This is a genomic window from Erwinia sp. PsM31, from assembly GCF_030433775.1.
GTDB lineage: Bacteria > Pseudomonadota > Gammaproteobacteria > Enterobacterales > Enterobacteriaceae > Erwinia > Erwinia aeris.
In genome coordinates, this window is record NZ_JARUWZ010000013.1 from 24,540 (window position 1) to 43,397 (window position 18,858).

Annotated in this window: 15 protein-coding genes; 2 read left to right on the plus strand and 13 right to left on the minus strand. The window is 47.2% G+C overall.

The window, feature by feature from the left end; all coding sequences use genetic code 11:
- The first annotated feature begins 152 nt into the window (after nt 1-152).
- Nucleotides 153-983, plus strand: a complete 831-nt coding sequence (locus QCD69_RS12075) for a sugar phosphate isomerase/epimerase family protein (protein WP_253460774.1) — start codon at nt 153-155, stop codon at nt 981-983.
- Between the two features lie 153 nt (nt 984-1,136).
- On the opposite strand, the gene QCD69_RS12080 is transcribed toward QCD69_RS12075, so the two are convergent.
- On the minus strand, nt 1,137-1,499 hold the full coding sequence (locus QCD69_RS12080) for a YebG family protein (protein WP_301252185.1): 363 nt from the start codon (nt 1,497-1,499) through the stop codon (nt 1,137-1,139).
- Between the two features lie 138 nt (nt 1,500-1,637).
- On the opposite strand from QCD69_RS12080, the gene purT reads away from it, so the two are divergent.
- Nucleotides 1,638-2,816, plus strand: a complete 1,179-nt coding sequence (gene purT / locus QCD69_RS12085) for a formate-dependent phosphoribosylglycinamide formyltransferase (protein WP_301252186.1) — start codon at nt 1,638-1,640, stop codon at nt 2,814-2,816.
- Between the two features lie 233 nt (nt 2,817-3,049).
- Here purT and QCD69_RS12090 read toward each other — a convergent pair whose 3' ends face one another.
- The 12 genes from QCD69_RS12090 to QCD69_RS12145 all read right to left on the minus strand — a co-directional run bounded on the left by QCD69_RS12090 (nt 3,050) and on the right by QCD69_RS12145 (nt 17,955).
- Nucleotides 3,050-3,688, minus strand: coding sequence for a bifunctional 4-hydroxy-2-oxoglutarate aldolase/2-dehydro-3-deoxy-phosphogluconate aldolase (locus tag QCD69_RS12090; RefSeq protein ID WP_253460768.1), 639 nt, complete (start codon nt 3,686-3,688; stop codon nt 3,050-3,052).
- Nucleotides 3,689-3,895: 207 nt separating this feature from the next.
- Nucleotides 3,896-5,371: a glucose-6-phosphate dehydrogenase gene (gene zwf, locus QCD69_RS12095; protein WP_301252187.1), complete on the minus strand. Its 1,476-nt coding sequence runs from the start codon at nt 5,369-5,371 to the stop codon at nt 3,896-3,898.
- A gap of 491 nt (nt 5,372-5,862) precedes the next feature.
- The gene (locus QCD69_RS12100) at nt 5,863-7,086 is read right to left on the minus strand and encodes an MFS transporter (RefSeq protein ID WP_301252188.1); all 1,224 of its coding nucleotides are present in this window, start codon (nt 7,084-7,086) and stop codon (nt 5,863-5,865) included.
- A gap of 18 nt (nt 7,087-7,104) precedes the next feature.
- Nucleotides 7,105-8,373: an ATP-grasp domain-containing protein gene (locus tag QCD69_RS12105; RefSeq protein ID WP_301252189.1), complete on the minus strand. Its 1,269-nt coding sequence runs from the start codon at nt 8,371-8,373 to the stop codon at nt 7,105-7,107.
- 157 nt (nt 8,374-8,530) lie between these two features.
- Complete coding sequence (locus QCD69_RS12110) at nt 8,531-9,715, minus strand: aminotransferase-like domain-containing protein (RefSeq protein WP_253460755.1); 1,185 nt, start codon at nt 9,713-9,715, stop codon at nt 8,531-8,533.
- Nucleotides 9,716-9,916: 201 nt separating this feature from the next.
- Nucleotides 9,917-10,264, minus strand: coding sequence for a hypothetical protein (locus QCD69_RS12115; RefSeq protein ID WP_253460752.1), 348 nt, complete (start codon nt 10,262-10,264; stop codon nt 9,917-9,919).
- Between the two features lie 4 nt (nt 10,265-10,268).
- Nucleotides 10,269-11,252 carry a TauD/TfdA family dioxygenase gene (locus tag QCD69_RS12120; RefSeq protein WP_253460749.1) on the minus strand — a complete coding sequence of 328 codons (984 nt, stop codon included), beginning with the start codon at nt 11,250-11,252 and terminating at the stop codon, nt 10,269-10,271.
- A 46-nt stretch (nt 11,253-11,298) separates the two neighbouring features.
- A complete protein-coding gene (locus tag QCD69_RS12125) occupies nt 11,299-12,030 on the minus strand; it encodes an SDR family NAD(P)-dependent oxidoreductase (RefSeq protein WP_253460746.1) in 732 nt (243 codons plus the stop codon).
- The gene (locus QCD69_RS12130) at nt 12,014-12,739 is read right to left on the minus strand and encodes a 2OG-Fe dioxygenase family protein (protein ID WP_301252192.1); all 726 of its coding nucleotides are present in this window, start codon (nt 12,737-12,739) and stop codon (nt 12,014-12,016) included. The genes QCD69_RS12125 and QCD69_RS12130 overlap by 17 nt, the downstream gene beginning before the upstream one ends.
- 4 nt (nt 12,740-12,743) lie before the next feature.
- Nucleotides 12,744-13,574: a hypothetical protein gene (locus tag QCD69_RS12135; RefSeq protein ID WP_253460740.1), complete on the minus strand. Its 831-nt coding sequence runs from the start codon at nt 13,572-13,574 to the stop codon at nt 12,744-12,746.
- A gap of 2,168 nt (nt 13,575-15,742) precedes the next feature.
- Nucleotides 15,743-17,101: a hypothetical protein gene (locus QCD69_RS12140; protein WP_301252194.1), complete on the minus strand. Its 1,359-nt coding sequence runs from the start codon at nt 17,099-17,101 to the stop codon at nt 15,743-15,745.
- 80 nt (nt 17,102-17,181) lie between these two features.
- Entirely contained in the window at nt 17,182-17,955 is a 774-nt protein-coding gene (locus QCD69_RS12145; protein ID WP_301252196.1) for an LEM-3-like GIY-YIG domain-containing protein, read from the minus strand.
- Nucleotides 17,956-18,858 lie beyond the last annotated feature (903 nt).

The window sequence follows — 18,858 nt, forward strand, 5'->3', positions numbered from 1 at the left end:
AGTCAGGCAAAGCCTGGAAAACCTTTAGCGCGCTGATGAGGCTGGCGAATCGGCACAGGTCGCTATACTTGTCAGCAGGCGAGAGTCAAAAGGTCGGACCGTTTACCGGCTCTCTGTCCATTTTTTTGCTATTGAGCTTTAAGGGGAACAGGATGCGTTTTCAACATAATCCACTTTTTATTAATACGGTTTTACTGAGCGGCACAACGGAAGAGAAAATTATCGCCGCCGCTCAGGCTGGCTTCAGCCAGCTGGAATTGTGGCGGCAGGATGTGGACCCGGCTGAAGGTACGCCTCAGGCTGTAGCCAGCCTGCTTGAGGAACAGCGGCTTGCCCTGACGGATTACCAGGTGCTGCTGGATTTTGACGGCGCACCGGACGATCAGCGCGAGGAAAAACGCCGCGACGCGCTGAAAATGATGGAGACAGCGGCGGCGCTGGGCGCCACCACCCTGCTGACGCCAGCCTCTACGCAAAAAGAGTGTATCGCCGGGCGTGAAGAAGAGGATATTCGCTGGCTGGCGCAGGAAGCGGGAAAGCGTGGGCTGCGGGTCGCCTTTGAGGCGATGGCATGGAGCACCCATATCAATACTACGGCCGCCGCCTGGCAGCTGGTACAGCGTATTAACGAGCCTAATCTGGGCCTGGTCGTGGATGCCTTCCATATTTTTGTACGCAACCGAACCGTGGCCGACTTAAACGGCATCCCGATGGACAAAATTTTCCTGGTACAGCTTTCCGATTTAGCCACGCTGCCTTCCGGCAGCGAACTGGTGGAAACGGCAAGGCACCATCGGCTGTTGCCGGGCCAGGGCAACTTCCCGCTCTATACGCTGCTGGACTATCTGGAAGCGGAAGGCTACAGCGGGCCGGTTGGGCTGGAAGTCTTTAATGATGAGATTAAACAGCGCTCGCCTTCCGATGCGGCGAAAGAAGCCATGCACGCGCTGAAACGCTGCTGTGCGCAGGCGACAATCGCCTGAACCTGAAAAGCTGTGGTCTGTAAACGCTAAACAGAAAGATAAAAAGCCTGTCCGAGGACAGGCTGCTACTGATAACGCCCTCTTATCAGGGCATCTGGTAGCGACAGGGCTGGTAAACAAGCCACAACGTCACATACTACAGACGAGACCGCCTCAGGCTGCTTTAATGCGCCCCGCTTTGGGCTTCTTCTCTTCCGCATCGGCATCGGCATCGGCATCGGCATCGGCATCCTCAGCGGTTAACGCAGCGACTGACGCAACGGGACGGGAGGACTCCGCTTCCGGCATTTTGCTGGTACGCAGGATATGCTGCACGGCATCTTTGTTTTCCGACAGGAACATCCCCAACGCCTCGCGCTGATTTTCATCCATATCCAATGGCGCAGCGCTCAGCCAGTCGCAGAACACTTCGGCCATATCCAGCATTTTGTCATAAGCGTCGGCTTCTTTCTTACTGGCGAAAGTCATCTTTTCCTCACCTTTTCTGACGACAACATATTTGATTTCAACAGCCATAGTGCCCACCTCGTTTAACTGTATTTTTATACAGTATATCAGGCCGGGAATTTTTCTCAAGCCCGGAAATCGGATGAAGACGCAATCGTTTTCGTTTATACTGCGCCCGCATTTTTTCCTCTAATCAGGTAGAGATTTATGACAACTCTTGGTACTGCGCTGCGTCCTGCGGCAACGCGTGTAATGCTGCTTGGCTCTGGCGAGCTGGGTAAAGAAGTGGCGCTGGAATGTCAGCGTCTGGGCGTTGAAGTCATTGCGGTGGATCGCTATGCCGATGCACCGGCGATGCATGTCGCCCATCGCAGTCACGTAATCAATATGCTGGATGGCGAGGCGCTGAAAGCGCTGGTGGCGCAGGAGCGTCCGGACTATATCGTGCCGGAAATCGAAGCCATCGCTACCGATATGCTGATTGAGCTGGAAAAACAGGGGCAGCGCGTGGTGCCGACGGCTCGCGCCGCTCGTCTGACCATGAACCGCGAAGGTATCCGCCGCCTGGCTGCAGAAGAGCTGGCGCTGCCGACCTCTTCTTATCGCTTTGCCGACAACGTGGCGGACTTTAATCAGGCCGCGCAGGAAATTGGCTTTCCCTGCATCGTGAAGCCGGTCATGAGCTCTTCCGGCAAGGGGCAAAGTTTTATCCGCGAGGCCGCAGGGCTTGCTGCCGCATGGGAATATGCCCAACAGGGCGGACGCGCCGGTGCAGGCCGGGTGATAGTGGAAGGCGTAGTGAAGTTCGATTTTGAGATCACGCTGCTGACCGTCAGCGCTGCCGACGGGATCCACTTCTGTGCGCCGATTGGCCACCGCCAGGAAGATGGCGACTACCGCGAATCCTGGCAGCCGCAGCAGATGAGCGAGCTGGCTTTACAGCGCGCGCAGCAGATTGCCGAGAAAGTGGTTACCGCGCTGGGCGGGCACGGGCTGTTTGGCGTGGAGCTGTTCGTCTGTGGTGATGAAGTGGTGTTTAGCGAGGTTTCCCCTCGCCCGCACGACACCGGCATGGTAACGCTGATTTCTCAGGATCTTTCGGAATTTGCGCTGCATGTCCGCGCTTTTCTTGGCCTGCCCGTTGGCGGCATCCGCCAGTATGGCCCGGCGGCCTCGGCGGTGATCCTGCCGGAACTGAGCAGCGATAACGTGCAGTTCGCCAATCTTGATACGGTACTTGGCGCGGGCTTGCAGCTTCGTCTGTTCGGCAAGCCGGAAGTTCAGGGCAAACGTCGCATGGGCGTTGCGCTGGCAACCGGTGACGATATTGATGAGGCCGTGCAGCGTGCTGTCGCCTGCGCCGCTGGCGTAAAAGTCAGCGGTTGACGCCGTGCGCGCTACTGCATAATTAGCGTAAAATCTGCGGCTGATGCTGCCCCGCTTCTGCGCTGCTGGCGTAAAAGTCAGCGGTTGACGCTGTGCGCGCTTCTGCATCGTTAGCGTAAAATCAGCGGCTGATGCGCTCCCGCCTCTGTAAAGCTGGCGGCCGGCGCTGTACCCGCCTCAGCAAAAAGGATGGCCGCCAGCCATCCTTTTTTAGTTTTACGCTCTGAACGGCATTAGCGCGCGCCTGCTACCGCCTCTTTAGCCAGCTGCGTAATGCGATCGTAATCCCCTGCTTCCAGCGCATCCGCCGGCACCAGCCACGAACCGCCGATGCACAGCACGCTTTTCAGCGCCAGATAGTCCCGGTAGTTGGCCGGAGAGATGCCGCCGGTCGGACAGAAGCGAACCTGTGGGAAAGGTCCGCTGATGGCCTGGAGCGCTTTCACGCCGCCGTTGGCTTCCGCCGGGAAAAATTTAAACTCGCGCAGGCCGTGATCCATGCCGGCCATCAGCTCAGATACGGTACTGATCCCCGGAATTAGCGGGATTGGCCCTTCCACGGCAGCCTGTAGCAGCGGCTCGGTGATGCCGGGACTGATAACAAATTTCGCGCCCGCCTGGGTCACTTCCCGCAGCTGCTGCACGTTCAGCACCGTGCCCGCGCCGACGATGGCTTCAGGCACTTCTGCGATCATCGCTTTTATCGCATCCATTGCGCAGGCCGTTCTCAAGGTTACCTCAAGCACTTTCACCCCGCCCGCGACCAGCGCTTTCGCCATCGGCACCGCATGTTCCAGCTTGTTGACTACGATGACCGGTACGACCGGCCCGGTGGTAAGAATTTTTTCAGCGCTTGTTTCCCAGTTACTCATCGTCCTGCTTCTCCTGTCAGGCCTGCCTGCTTCAATAAGGCGGGCAAAAACGACGCGCGCGGCGTCCGAAAAGTGATCGTCTGCTACCATACAGGATTATGAGCGGGTGCGTCCATGCGCCAAAGATATTTTTGAAACTGCGGTTCAATTTTTTACAGGCCGACGCCAGGCGTAAAAAAACCCGCCAAAGCGGGTTAGTCGAGCGTTTTATTCGAACTCGTTCCAGGAACGGCCGTCGCGGGTAATCATCGCGACTGAGGCAACCGGCCCCCAGGTCCCGGCCTGATACGGTTTAGGCGCTTCGTTATCGGCCGCCCAGGCTTCCATGATGGAATCGACCCACTTCCAGGCCTCTTCCACCTCGTCGCGACGTACAAACAGCGCCTGGATGCCGCGCATCGTCTCCAGCAGCAGACGCTCGTAGGCGTCGGCCAGGTGCGACTGGTTAAAGGTTTCCGAGAAGCTTAGATCCAGTTTGGTGGTTTGCAGATTGTGCTTGTGATCCAGCCCCGGTACTTTATTCAGGATCTGGATATCCACCCCTTCATCCGGCTGCAGACGAATGGTCAGCTTGTTCTGCGGCAGTTCCTGCCAGGAATCTTTAAACAGATTCAGCGCCGGGTTTTTAAAATAAACCACGACTTCCGAACACTTGGTCGGCAGACGCTTGCCGGTACGCAGGTAGAACGGCACGCCAGCCCAGCGCCAGTCGTCGATATCGACACGAATAGAGACGAAGGTTTCGGTATTGCTGGATTTGTTGGCGTCTTCTTCCTCAAGATAGCCAGGGACTTTTTTGCCCTGCACAAAGCCGGAGGTGTACTGTCCGCGCACGGTTTTATCGCGCACGTTAGTGTGGTCGATACGGCGCAGCGAGCGCAGCACTTTGACTTTTTCATCGCGGATACGGTCAGCGGTCAGATCGGCCGGCGGCGACATCGCAATCATGGTCAGAACCTGTAACAGGTGGTTCTGGATCATATCGCGCATCTGGCCTGCTTTATCGAAGTAACCCCAGCGTCCTTCGATACCCACCTCTTCCGCCACGGTAATCTGCACGTGATCGATGGTGCGGTTATCCCAGTTAGAGGCAAACAGCGAGTTGGCGAAGCGCAGCGCCAGCAGGTTCAGCACCGTCTCTTTTCCCAAATAATGGTCGATACGGAAAACCTGGTTCTCTTCGAAGTATTCGCCCACCTGATCGTTGATCTCGCGCGAGGTTTCCAGCGAGGTGCCCAGCGGCTTCTCCATCACGACGCGTGCAGGCTGCGCGTTCAGTTTAGCGGTGCCCAGACCTTTACAGATAGCGCCGAACGTTCCCGGCGGCATAGCAAAGTAGTTGATGGTGACGCGCTTTTTCTGGTCAAGCATTTTGCCCAGTTTGGTAAAGTGGGCCGCGTCATTAACGTCCAGATTACAGAAGTCGAGTCGGCTGCTCAGCTTATCCCAAAGCGCCTCGTCGATGGTTTCCTTCATAAAGGTTTCCAGCGCTTCACGAACGACTTTGGTATAAGCCGCTTTATCCCATTCCGCGCGGCCCACGCCAATAATGCGTGACTCTTCATGGATTTGTCCGGCTTTTTCCAGCTGGTACAGGGAAGGCAACAGTTTCCGGCGTGCAAGGTCGCCTTTGGCACCAAAAATCACCAGATCGCATGCCTGGGCTGTTTGTGTAACCGCCATTCTATTCTCCTCGTTGCAGGATAAACCCGACCGGCGGATCCCAGCGCGGTCAGGCTTTTAATTTTCTTTCAATACAATGTACTGCTTTTGCCGGGTCGGCGTAAACCTGGCGACGCCCCGCCAGCACAGAGTAGCCAGTCTCAAAGCTTTTTGCCGCCCAATACACAGGCAGTTTGTGCTTAAAATTTCCGCTCGCTTACTAAGCGTTCCGACCAGAAGCACACGGAATATAACGAGGATAATGCGTTAAAATCAGCGAAAAGCAGCTCAACGACAGTTAACTAACGCTTTTTACCGCAGCAAAAAATCATCGATTTCGCCTTTAAAAGAAATCGACGAAACAGATAGTAAAAAAGCACTGTCACTGTTTAAAGTTACAACAGAAGTTGCGCCAGTCTTTTCATAATCCGCCATGCAGCAGTATCCAGAATGTCGCGAAGAGAGCTAAACCTTCCCCCTTGCAGAACGCGAGCATCAGCGATGGCAAAATATCAGCTCGCCTCTTTTGGCGCCTGAGGGAAATATTTTTTATAGCCAAACTTTAGTCGACCAACAAAAAGCAGGACTATGGTCAGTACAAACGAGAGCGCAAAGGCCAGTAGAATGATGTTCTGCAGCGTGGTCTTTTCAGAGAGCAGGCTTACGGCGAGGCCGCCTACTGGAATAGAAAGCAAATTCAACATGCCGACCACGCCGATTACCCTGGACAAAATTGCAGCAGGAATAATCGTGCTACGCATAATTCTGATATAAACGCTGAAGCCTCCGTCAAAGGCGCTCAGAAGCGCATAAAGCGCCACGTAAGCATAATAATTACCTGCCAGTCCAAGAAACAGGCCGCTCGCTAATATGATTAACAGTGAAAGTTGCCCAATCAGCGTCACGCTGAAGCGAAGCGTCAACCGAGGAATAAGGTAAAAAAGCAGCACTGACGCTAAAGCCGCAACGCTTTGCATCAGGCCTAACGCTCCCGACTCCAGCTTAAAATGCTTAAGGATAACGGCCGGAGAGATAGCTAAAACCACGCCATAAATGATATTGACAATCCATGTCATAGTGCACAGATAAATAATTTTCTTGTCTTCGAAAAGATAAACAAAGGCTTCGCGATTAGAGCGCAGGATATCTTTGACCTTAGTCACTCCTGCGGATTCAGGCGAGGCAATAGATAATGTTAAAAGGTTCGCGGCCGACAGCAAAAACAGCGCGGCCGAGATCAAAAGAATGCCATTTACGTGTGCGTGGCTATAAATAACAATGGCGATGGCTGGCCCAAGGATCTGTGAAAATTGCTCTACCGTCTGTATCCTGGAATGCACTCTGGCATACTCTTCACGTGGAACATTGGCCGGTATAATGGACTCGATCGAGACAAAATTCAGGACGTAACACAGAGACATGATGGCCATCAGCGTGGTCAGCGTGGCAAATATGCCGGTGATGTTAACCAGTAAAAAAGCAGCCGCCAGGGCTGCGCATCTGAAGACATCTAACGACAAAAATATTTTTTTGAAGTTTTTCCCCTGCAGTAAACTTCCGGCAATCGGAAAAAACAGCACTCGGGGTATCCACTCGATAACAAATGATAAAGCAGACAGGCTGGTCGAACCGGTTGATTTAAGGATAGCCAAAGGAACGGCGAACATCAGAAACTGATCGCAAAGGGCGCCCAGTCCTCTGCTAATGATGAATTTATGAAAATTAAAAGCGCCCAAAACGACTCCTTTACTCTGTTACACAGATTCCGTTATAAAAGTTTGCGCTGAAAGCGTTTTTGCCATTTCAAGATGTCGGGTAAACAGCGTTTCACTTTGCGTTTCGCCCGGCCAGAAAAATTCGATAATACCTTCCCGGTTACGCCACGAGTCCAGCGGAAAAATCTGTTGGCCCTGTACGGCCATGACATTGAGATGCAGGATTTCTTCAGGCAACGAGGCAGGCACGTTTATCTGCGTAAGCCTCCCCGTTTCCGCTTTCATAAAAGCAATAGCGGCAATGCCTTTGGCGGAGTCGAGGCGGGAAGCGAAAACCATTTCAGGATTAATATAGGATGAGACATGCAGCTGATAAGGGTTATAGCCATAAACCTTTTCAACCAGACTCATGATGCTATCACCGCCCGTCCTGGCGGCTACTTCAATAATTTTAATCTCGCCCTTAGCGCTGACTTTGGCTTCGAAATGAGCAATACCGTATTTAATCCCTAACGTACGACAGGTTCTTTCAGCAAGTTCAATAAGATCGCGATGGGAGGTAAATCGGGAAGGTACTACATGCCCCAGTTCAACGAAATGCGGCGGCGCGCCAAGGTATTTATCCGTCACGCCAATAACACGGCTAAAATCAGGGGTATTCAGGACTTCCACACTGACTTCAAACTCATATGCGATAAATTCTTCGACAATAAATAAACTTTCGTCGGCATTGGCTTCGCCATTGATGCTTTTGACATCGGCAATGCTTTTTTCGAAAGCGCGCACCAGCTCTTCTTCCGAAGAAACTTTTATTACGCCCAGGCTGCCCGCCATCAGGCGTGGTTTAATAATGGCCGGATAACCTGTCTGCGCAACGGCGCTACGTAGCTCGTCAAGTTTGGCAACCTGATAATATTTTGGCACCGGCAGGCCCGCATCTTGCAAACATTCCCGCATGATAAATTTATCTCTGCATCTTTCGACAACGGAGAGATCGTTGTGGGGTAATCCGTAATGTTTAGCAACGAAGGCAGCAGTAACTACGGTAAAATCATTGGTAGGAATAACCGCCCTCGGCGTTCTTCCGGTTAATTCCTCGTACCGTATAACTTCCTGTAGAACTTTCTCATGATCCGAGATGGGTGCACAAATATAGCCATCAAAATATTTAAGCGTATGAGAAAAAATAGTATTACTGACGGTAAAAACATCCATTCCTTCAGAAGCGCGTAAAGCGCCGGCAAAGGCACGTTCGCGGAAAGGGACTTCTGCCCCTACCAGAAGGATATAATCGCCATGCTTATTCATAAACTTCCCTCTAAATAATCTTATGTTTTACTGTCTGCCGCTGCATTTTTTACATACGTAACCTGCCCCGTTCATTAACAGCAGGCACGATTAAGGGCGGCAAAAGCCGCGCTGCGATCGAGAACCATTAGCCGTAAAGCTAACGATCCTTATTGGACTATTTTATTTTTTTCAGCGCCCTGGAAATTCGTATCACTGCTTCCCGCGCCGTTTCTGCGGTAAGCATGGAATAAGAGAGCCGCAGTGAATTTTTTTGCGGATCCCGCGCAAAAAACACTTCTCCGGGTACGAACACGACATTTTCTTTAATACATTCCTGCAAAAGCTGCGAGGCGTCGATACCCTCCGCGAGGTGACACCACAGGAACATTCCCCCATCAGGCGTATTCCACGTGATATCGCCGCCTGAATATTCATGTAAGGATCCAATCAGGTAATCGCGTCGGTCTTTGTAGGTGGCCTTTAATATCTCCACTCTTTCATTGATTCTACCGGACTCAATATAATGTGCGGCTATGCTTTGATTTAAAGTAGAAGTATGCAAATCTAATGCCTGCTTGGCGACAACCGTTGCCATGTGGAAATGTTCGGGCACGGCCAGCCAGCCCAATCGTAATCCTGGTGAGAAGATTTTTGAGAAGCTGGACATATAGCAGACGTTATGATTTTTACCGAACAGACTTTGCGCGACAGAAAATATTGAGGGAACGGGGTCACCGCTGAAGCGCAGATGCCCATAAGGATCGTCTTCAATAATAACCACCTGGTATTGTTGCGACAGCTTAGCGATTTTCACGCGCTGTTCATAACTGATGGTATTACCGGTAGGGTTGGCGAAGTTTGGCGTAAGGTAAACCATTTTCACCCCGCCTGCCGCCATCTCTTTTTCCAGCAGGTTCAGTTCAATACCTTCAGAATCATATTCCAGCTCAACGACCGTGGCGTCGGTATAGCCAAAAATTTGCAGCGCCGCCAGATAAGTTGGCCGTTCAACAAATACTTTGTCACCCTTTTCAAGGAAAACGCGACTTAAAAGATCGATAGCCTGTTGCGACCCGTTAGTAATAATAATGCTTTCCGCATCCACATTCAGATTATGCCCGCTGTTCCAGCGAGAAAGCTGCTCACGCAGGTGTTCCTCGCCTTCGGTAACGCTATACTGGAATAAACCTCTGTGCTCACGAGATAAAATATCTTTGAGAACGGTATCGATACCTTCAACATCGATAAGATCGGTGGCAGGAATTCCTCCTGCAAGCGATATAACACCGGGAATTTTGCTGAATTTCAGCAATTCTCTGACAGCAGAGGATTTGATACCAGCGGACTTTTTAGAAAGCATTGCTCACTCCCAATGAAAATTATTTTTTTAATCGCCGTTTTATCTTACTGTTAAAATTCTGTAACTACAATAATGTGAGGAGCCTAATTGCGCGGTAATCATTACTTTTTTCCATGTAAAAAAGCCGCCCGCAGCAAAGCCAGGCAGCGTTTGTTAGCTTCTATTTTTTTGCAACATAAACCGGGGAAATGGCTACCTGAATCAGACCTTATTTATAAATACAAGGTTTTTTGAGGTTAAAAATTGCGTATAGATTTTTAACTTCTCTTGATCGAGGGCGGTATAGTTGAAAATTTTAGTTTCTTCCGAAATTCTGGTAAGAATCCCTGCTAATCCCAGTAATATGTTGTCCCACTTATCTTCCTCGAGTGAAATAACAATATTTTCACTGTCGGCTACAGCTTCATGTAGACTGGAGCCGATGGCAACAAAGGGAGAAGTATCCGCTTCTTCCGGATAGTAACCTTTCACTACGCAAGCGTTATCGGTCAGCGCCGCATCGATTTTACTCAGGTTGACGACTGAATCACTGATGATAAGATTTTTCATAATATTAATAAGTTAACCCAAGGTATCTTTTTGATTCATCTGCCGCGTGATGGCGGGCCATGTTTGCACTACCGTACAGGCGCACCATCCAGCGATCCAGCCCGTTATATCGGGCTACAAACTTCTGTCGGGAATGCAGGGTACGCTGATTTTTAAACAGCAACATATCGCCTGGTGGAAGCTGAAGGCGGTGATAATGCTTAACCTTCTTGGTGGCTTCCATAAAAATGTTTAAGCTGACCAGCGCAGGATAGTCAACAGGAATAACCGTATCCATATCTGTCCTGTTGTAGTACATCCCGTCTTTGATGCCAAGGATAGCTAGCGGCCCTTTCAACTCATCGCCATTAAATGACGATGGCATCCGAAAGTAGTATTTTTTCTCACATAGCTCGTCAATAACGCGTTGTTCAAGCTGTTGCAACACCTCATCCAGCTCCACGACTTCTGTGAAGACGTCCGGATCCGGGCGTATACCATAGAAAGATAAAATTTCCGGCGAACCTGATACATTATTGGTTTCCTCCGGGATTATCGGCAGGATCGGATTTGAAACATGCATATCCAACGTTAATGCGCTGCCGTGAGAGCTGACTCTTTTTGCCCTTTTTCGCGTCGGCACCACGTGACGGAACAGGAGCCCTTTGTTCTCACGCAGATAAGATATCGGGAAAATACCGCAGGCTGCGAAAACAGCAAACTGCATGACGCTGGCTATCGGCAGATCGGCGTTATCAACATAGCCGGTATAAGGTGTCTCTTTAACGTTATAGTCAAAAGGCAGACCGTTGACGCGCAGAATATTTCCTTCACCAGGCATAAAACCAATTAGAGCGGCGAACGTCTCCGGGCTAAGGATATTTTTAACTTGTTCTTTCAGACTTGAGAGCGAGGAAAAAAGCATCTCATCATCAAACTCTTTAAAACTTTCAGCCAGTCTTTTCAGGCCCTGCTGTTCTTCCCATGAAATCCATACGGTTTCGATCACTGATATTCTCCAGTAATTATTTAACGCAGCTGTTAACAGACCGCTATTACAAATCTTTGCCGCAGGTCCATCCGCCATCAATAACAAAATTCGCGCCGTTGATAAATTGCGAATTTCTGTCGGAGAGCAGATTAACCACGGCGGCAATATCCTGGGGTTCGCCTGTTCGGGTTGAATACATTCCACTGTATATTTTTTTCATGGTGGCTTCTTCATGAAAATAGTGTTCAGTCATTCCCGTACGGGTAATAGCCGGTGATACTGAGTTACACCTTATTCCTTGACGACCAAACTCCAGAGCGAACTGTTTTGTCAGGCCAATTAAAGCATGTTTCGACGAGACATAGGCGGTTCTGTCAGGTTCAGCCAGAATCCCGCTTACAGAAGCAATGTTAACAATACTTCCCTCTTTGTTTTGTGCGACCAGCTTTCTGCAAAAGTTTCTCGAAATTAGAAAAGGCGCGGTGGTATTGATTGCATATACAGCCGACCAGTTTTCAAGACTCAGGTCCAGCAAGGGTACGATCTCCCTGATACCGGCAGCGTTGATCAGAAGGTTGTATTCGCCGAACGGTAAGTCATTGAATGAATTTTCATTCAGAGCATTCAGGTCCATCAAATCCGTTCTGATAAATTTAAAGCCATCACGAACTATATCGTTTTCAAGATCCAGTCCGAATACCTGATAGTTCCTCTCGAGCAGGGAGTAAACGATTTCTTTGCCAATACCGCCATTACTTCCGGTAACAATTGCTATATTTTCATTCAATACCTTCACCCGTTTCCCTTTTTTGGAAAGTTACCAGGATGATATCCCTGTGCAAAAATGCATTATCGTCATATTCCTCTGGCACACTCATTGGCGTGACCGCATGAAAACAGCGATGATTAACCACTAACGTATCAAAGGTTTTTTTCATCCTTAATACACGGTCAATCCTCTTAGGATGCTTAGCTATTATGCTTTCTCCGCCGACAAGATCTTCCGAAACATCCACCAGATGCATAAAAACGACGTCCTCATCATCTTTGTGTAGCCATGCAGGAGAACTGTACGCCGGTTCTTTTCCCGCGTTATAGCGAAACAGATGTACACCAATCATTAACTCTTCAACGGGCGGCATGTCTTCGATATTTTTTACAATGTCGATATCTGTTTTCACTATCTTATTGAACAGCGCTGTTTTGAGGATTTCCGCACCGATATTTTGATAGTCTCTGACCACGCCACCTGTTACGGGATTATATCTTTTAGTTTGCTGATAAGGTTCAAACTTTCCATAAGTTACCTCGTTGTTCTGCCAGGCAACCTGAATATAATTTCTTAATCGATTTCCTTCAGAATAGGTATCCAAAGGCATATCGGCAAAATTAGCCTTTAAAATTTTAAGCTCATCTTCAGCAATGGTGAAATCTGTGAAGTTCTTAAGATTAAACTTAGCGTAACCCTGCCCTTGTAAATCCTGAACAATATTATCTATTTCCATTTTTCTACGTCCACCAGACCACTTTATTATCGATATAACCGATAAAGCGACCGGAGCTGATCCTCTCGTTCTCTACCGAACTGGTCACGCCATGGAGATAGGAAGCATTGAGAAAATAAAGATCGCCAGGTTTTAAACGCACTGTGAAACTTTCAAAGCTATCAGCGAACGCCAATGGATAAGGATAACCTGTGTCCAGAACATCAAATTCTTTACGGATATTGTCATCCGGCCTACAGTTCCACACCTTCAGTTCCCCGCCGTTAGCAGCATCGCAAACGCACAGATTGGAAGAAATAACGTTTTTAGCCGCTGCAATTTCATAACCGTCTTGCTCAGCAAATTTTAACTGGGCGCTGTCATCATGTGGCCATAACGACATATTACCGTTGTCCAGCCATCGTCTGGTGGTGGCAAAATTGGCATTATGGCTTTTAAACGCCGACGGTCGATAAGAAATTTTTTCCTGAGAAAAGAAATTTTCCAGCTGTTTATCCATATAAAGCGTTCTCACTACATCATCAGACATACCCTGATATAAATTCAGAACGTCCGCATCCGACTCCAGGGTGGCATTGATGTATTCCATTCCGGTTTTATGGAATTGTGAAGAACCTATCTGTTCTGTTTTCACAAAGCCGTCATCCGGGCGGTGATTGCCTTTTATCCGCATAATTTCATAAAAATTACTTTTTATTTTTTCACAGACCGCCGGGTCTACCGCATTACGAATGATATAAAGCACTCTGCCATCAGCATTTCCTTCCAGGATGATTTTTGATATTTTATATAAGTCCAGGTCTTCGATAACGTCTTCATAGTATTGGAACGGCATACACCCTCACAAAAGTTATTATTGTCATTCCCCTGATACAAAATAATAAATCAATTGTTATAATATGGTTATGTTTTAACACCTGGTTTTTTTAACGTCAACATTATTACTCATTGGGCATTGTCATCGGCGACCAAATTCCACTTTTGTTTTAAGCGTGAAAGTCCTCTCTGTGGATAATAAACTTAAGTGATAATTATTTCGCGAGCGTTGTGAATGCTTACTGTTGATAAATTAGTCGCTACTATCCGTTGGTTTGCGGCTTCGCTCTGGCATTAAATGCTGCGCCCGTGAGAATAGCGGCGTACAGAGTGGCTACAGTCTGTCGGAAAACACGGCTAATTTAAGGCATTTTCTCGGCGGTTTTTTTCTTCAGAATCGGAATAATCGCTTAAGCTTTTTGCTCCCTTTTTGCTACCGGATCGTCTGGTGAGATTACGCCGCCTGTTAAAATTGCGGCGGCGGACGGAGACAAGGTGGTGACTTCAGCCACGCGTCCCAGTATTGTATCCATTGAGGGCTTTGCCGCCCGTCTGCAGAACCAATACTAAAAGAAACAGAACGGTTCCCGCTTTGTTTCATCAGTATAGATGTGCACAGATGCACCGCGGGTGACGGCCTGACCTTTCATCCGTGGTTTTTAAACACAAGGAACTCCCCATGACTCGACGTTTAAGAAGAACGACTCAAGAGGTGTGACTAGATGGAGGACCTGTAGTAGATCAAAGAGTTGCATAGCCTGTCAATCAATTTGTATCACTTCTTGTGTTCCTCCTTGTGTCACTTGGTAGCACTGAGATGCACCACCAGACGCCATAGGAATCATGGAGAGACACGCAACGTATAAAGGAAGGGTAATCACACGGGGTGACCTGAGAGGACCGCAGAGAGGCACCCACCGGGGGTAAAGTGGGAAGTTGTTCTATTAGATATGCTCTCAGATTTCTGTGAGATTTTCTTAAAGGGTCACCCACGTTTATCACAGCTTGTCTAAGGCCCACAGGAGCACGGAGAGGAGCATAAGGAAATCACGCAGGTCTAGGCTTAAGGTAGACATTGCGTTTCCCTCCGTGGGTCCTATAGTGTCTGTGGGTGTGGTCAAATAGTGATCCACTTGGTTGCATCGAAGCGAATAGGTCAGAGTAACCCTGAGAGCAATAAAGAGGGATGGTTGCTAGAGTATTATCTTTTAATTAAATCAATTCTTTTACACAATAAGTTTATAAAGTGTCTTTATGGTCTTATGGTTTAAAACCTAAAGTTAATACTTAAAGTAAGGTGTCTAGCTGATCGCTAATAATCACCACCACTCAAAGTATTATCTTTATGATTTTCCACCCTGTAGACAATGAGTCCACAAAGCTAGTTACCCTCATTGTCCGATAGCTGAGAAGCAGTCATAGAGACCGCGAAGCGTAACAATGTCCCCACCCTGAAAAGAAGCGAGCAACAAGCGGGTCAGAGCGTCTACAGAAATTTTCTTCTGAGTCTCCCCCAATAGTGAGTCGCAATTAAACCTGTTGACAATGATCATAAAGTTCTATCTAAATTCACTAAAGGCAGCGCCTATCGTAATCCCGTAAAGAATTATTTTAGGTGCTCTCCCATTAGTGGGTGTTAATTAAAGCTCTAGACAAACGCCCCCCCCCTCTTTGTTCTATCGACCACCTGTAGTTACTTAACGTTTACCGCACTGTGAGTCCTCCTTGTTTCCTAGGGTATGCTCTAAGTATTGCAATAAGAGCCACTGAGTTACCGGATCGTTCGGCATAATGCGAGACTGTGAGCGGTAAGTAGCATCAGCCGCCTCTTGCCTTACCCATCCTTCATTACCAATCAGCACCCATCCTAGTGATTTACTAAAAGTTGCCACAGCGTTATTACCGAATTAAACACCGTGACACGTTCGATTGATCCATTATTAATCTTAGCCAGATAATTATCGCAAACATCGGAGCCTCGCTTTTCTCTACATTCTCTATAAGTTCGTTATGAGCATTGCTTGCCGCAAGAAAAAACACTGCTCAATATTAAGAAATCCAAATTATTGTTAAATAAATCAGCACTCTTGGCAAAATATAAAAATAACAACAAAAATATGGAAATCCATTTCTCCCTATCTGACTTACCAAAGGGCCTCGTTTCCCTAAGAGTTGCTCTCGGGAGAATTACTTCATCTCTTGTTTTACCCGCCATAAAAAATGACATGGGTTCGAAGTAATCTTTGACCTGTAATCCGTATATGATTTGTAACCGTGGGCTGCTGCCAGCATGGTCGCTAACAAGCTAAAGCCATTGGTTACTACACTTAAACCAAGTCCGGCGGTTATTATAGATAAATCTAATGAATGCATTTTCTTTAGGTTTTTAACCTGAGGTGTGATCTTACTTGTTTGTACTTCAAATAATTCATGCTGCGTATCTTCAATTATATTTCGAATACGCGATGGATCAGATTCATTACGCGCTTGTCGCAGACCTTTTTCCAATTCAACTCTAAAAGAATTAAATGAATCACCATCATCATTTCTGATGGACATTAGGTCTACCGAAGAAACCTTGTCTAAAAATGGGACATCCATTTGTAAAGTGCAATTAAGCGTGTTCTCAATTATTGAAGATTGTCTCGCATTCATATCAAGCAAGTCGCTCTCAAAAGAGTGCTCAGTTCCAAACATACATCCTAAACTATCACATAAGGCAACCCTCTTACTTAATTCAACATAATGATTAATTGCAGTACGATTTATAGACTGGTTAACCCATCTATCGAAAACTTCTTGAGTGGGCGGCTCCGTTACCATTTTTTGTATCATGGTATAGACCTGAGCATTATTTGTAGGTTCAAATTCAGTAGGATTGAGCATATAACCCATTCCGAATCCTCCTCGCATTCCTTTGAAATCAATGCTGATATTTCGGCAAAGGTCTAGGTAATTCATGATATACATTTGACCTTCAACATTCTTAACTGTACGAACTTTGGCAGCAGCTTTGTACTTATCCAAAACTACTGTAGAAAGGCAATCCTCAAACCCTACCTCAGAATAAAACAAAGGAATTTCTTTGGCGTTTTCAAGTTCATAACTTACAGGATAAATTTTAACATACCCTCCCGTTACAAATGGCCTTAATTCAATTATCCTTATAGCGGCGCTTGCTAATTTTTCACGATCTATTTTAGGTGTGGCCGCCATACCCATAAAGGCTGAATATACTTCTGTTGTCTCTGATCTGAAATCTGTCAATTTAAATATTGGGTCTGTAACTACAGCTTCTTCAAGGTACAATGCTGCTTGCTTCAATGTCTTAACTGTGGACATTTTGTCTGTAGCCAAACACCTGTTTGAGGTATTTATATGCTGAAGCTCATTGTTCAAAGTTGGGAGGGACCTTAGACAATGCTCACGGTATCTAATGAGCTCTCGCTCCAAAACCGAATCAGGTATTCCTTCATAAAATCGCGTAATCAATGAACCGTCTAAGATAAGAGAGTCATTTAAATAATCGTAGGCGTAGCTGCTCATCGAACTTCCTCATATTAGCATTATGATGGATCTAAATAATTACGTCAGTTCCTTACATATAAAATAGCAGGTTAACTATGTCAAAATCCCGGAGAGTATCTCACAGGAGACATAGCGCCCTTCTTCCTGAGGCCATCAGGAATCCTTTTACCAAGATAAAGCCGTGTGACTTCTGGGTCAGCTTCTCTACCACGAAACCCATAGCGGGTACTCTGTGCAGCTTCAAATTCATCATTTGTGTCCCACAATGGTATCTCAGGGAAATTCTCACGGGTGGACTTGAGCCACTCATCAGCAACATATACACCTCTCACGATGCCCCTTACTGTCGCCAATATGACCTCAGCTTTACGGGCACGCTCAACGCTAACACGCCAACTAAAACGCACAGCATCATAGAGATTTATATCCTTTGAACTCCTGTTCACAGAAATCATCAGGACCTTATGATGAAACTCAATAGTTTCGGGCTGATACGTAGCGATTAACTCTTTAATGTGCGCAGCGCCGAACTCGTTACTACCAGCGCCACTCATGATGTTTGTTAAACCCGGATAGGCATCAATGAGCGCAGCTTCAACCTCATAGGCGGTCTTCTCGTCAACCATACCATGCCGATGGATAACGTGGATAACCTCAAGGCCAGCCAACCTGATTTCTCTAAGTTGCTTAAGTTTATTACTGATTAACTCATCGTCGTCTACTGCTGCCACCTCTCCCCGCATGTGAGCGAATACGCGATTACCCTTACCTTTTCCAACGTAGAACGTGCTGCCGTCTCTAGGGTCAATCAGGCGGTACACATACCAGCCTAACTGTTCAATAACTCCTGCTGGAAACTCTTTGATGTCCATATCACATTACCTGGAGCTTTATTAATACAGCTTAAGCTATATACAGTGTGGTCGACTGGCAACCCCATATCCTTCAAATCTGTCTATGAGTGCACTTTTCAACCGCAACCAGATCAACATTGCTACACCCTTGAACAGTATCACTAAGAACTAGGTAGAATTGACTTTAGTTTTCATACAAGAAAAACCCTATTGAATCATATGGATACATCAGATAAAATTACACTTGGACTTATCATCTTTAAGAATTTATGCTAAGGGAAAACAGTGGCCATTACGACAAAAGACCTATCCAACGCATCAGCGACCATTAAAAAACCTTTAATCCAAATGCTGAATAAAAGATACATTCTTATGCTACTAATATCTATATTCATATTTCATGCGGTATATATGGTATATGCGAGTCATGAATATTACTTAAGGATACGCTTAGAGAACTGGTTGCTTTATTCTAAACAATGCACAACTGATAATTGCGTTTCATTTGAAACCTTAATGCATCGCGTGATGGATAATTATGGATGGAAGCAAATTGCAATGGCATCATTGAACATGCTCGCAATTTGTATTATGTGTTTTTTAATATCCATATTAGCTCTCTGTGGGTCTTGGATGGTATCTCGGATTTTCCGAGTAGGAAATAGCGTAGGGGCATGTTTTAGCATCTCACTCATATTATTTATTGCATACATTTCAGCTATCATCAATAGGTATTTCGCTATATGGAGACCCGAATTTCGCCTTGGAGATTTCAGCCTAGGTGTTGCTGTCGATGAAAGAATACTAACAGCATTTTATGCGTTCCCGGCCTTTTTGATTTGTTGTTTTTGTTATGAGCTTTTACGTGACCGTGACCCCGGTCACTGATCTCAAATCCTATTGCAAGGGCTTACCACGACT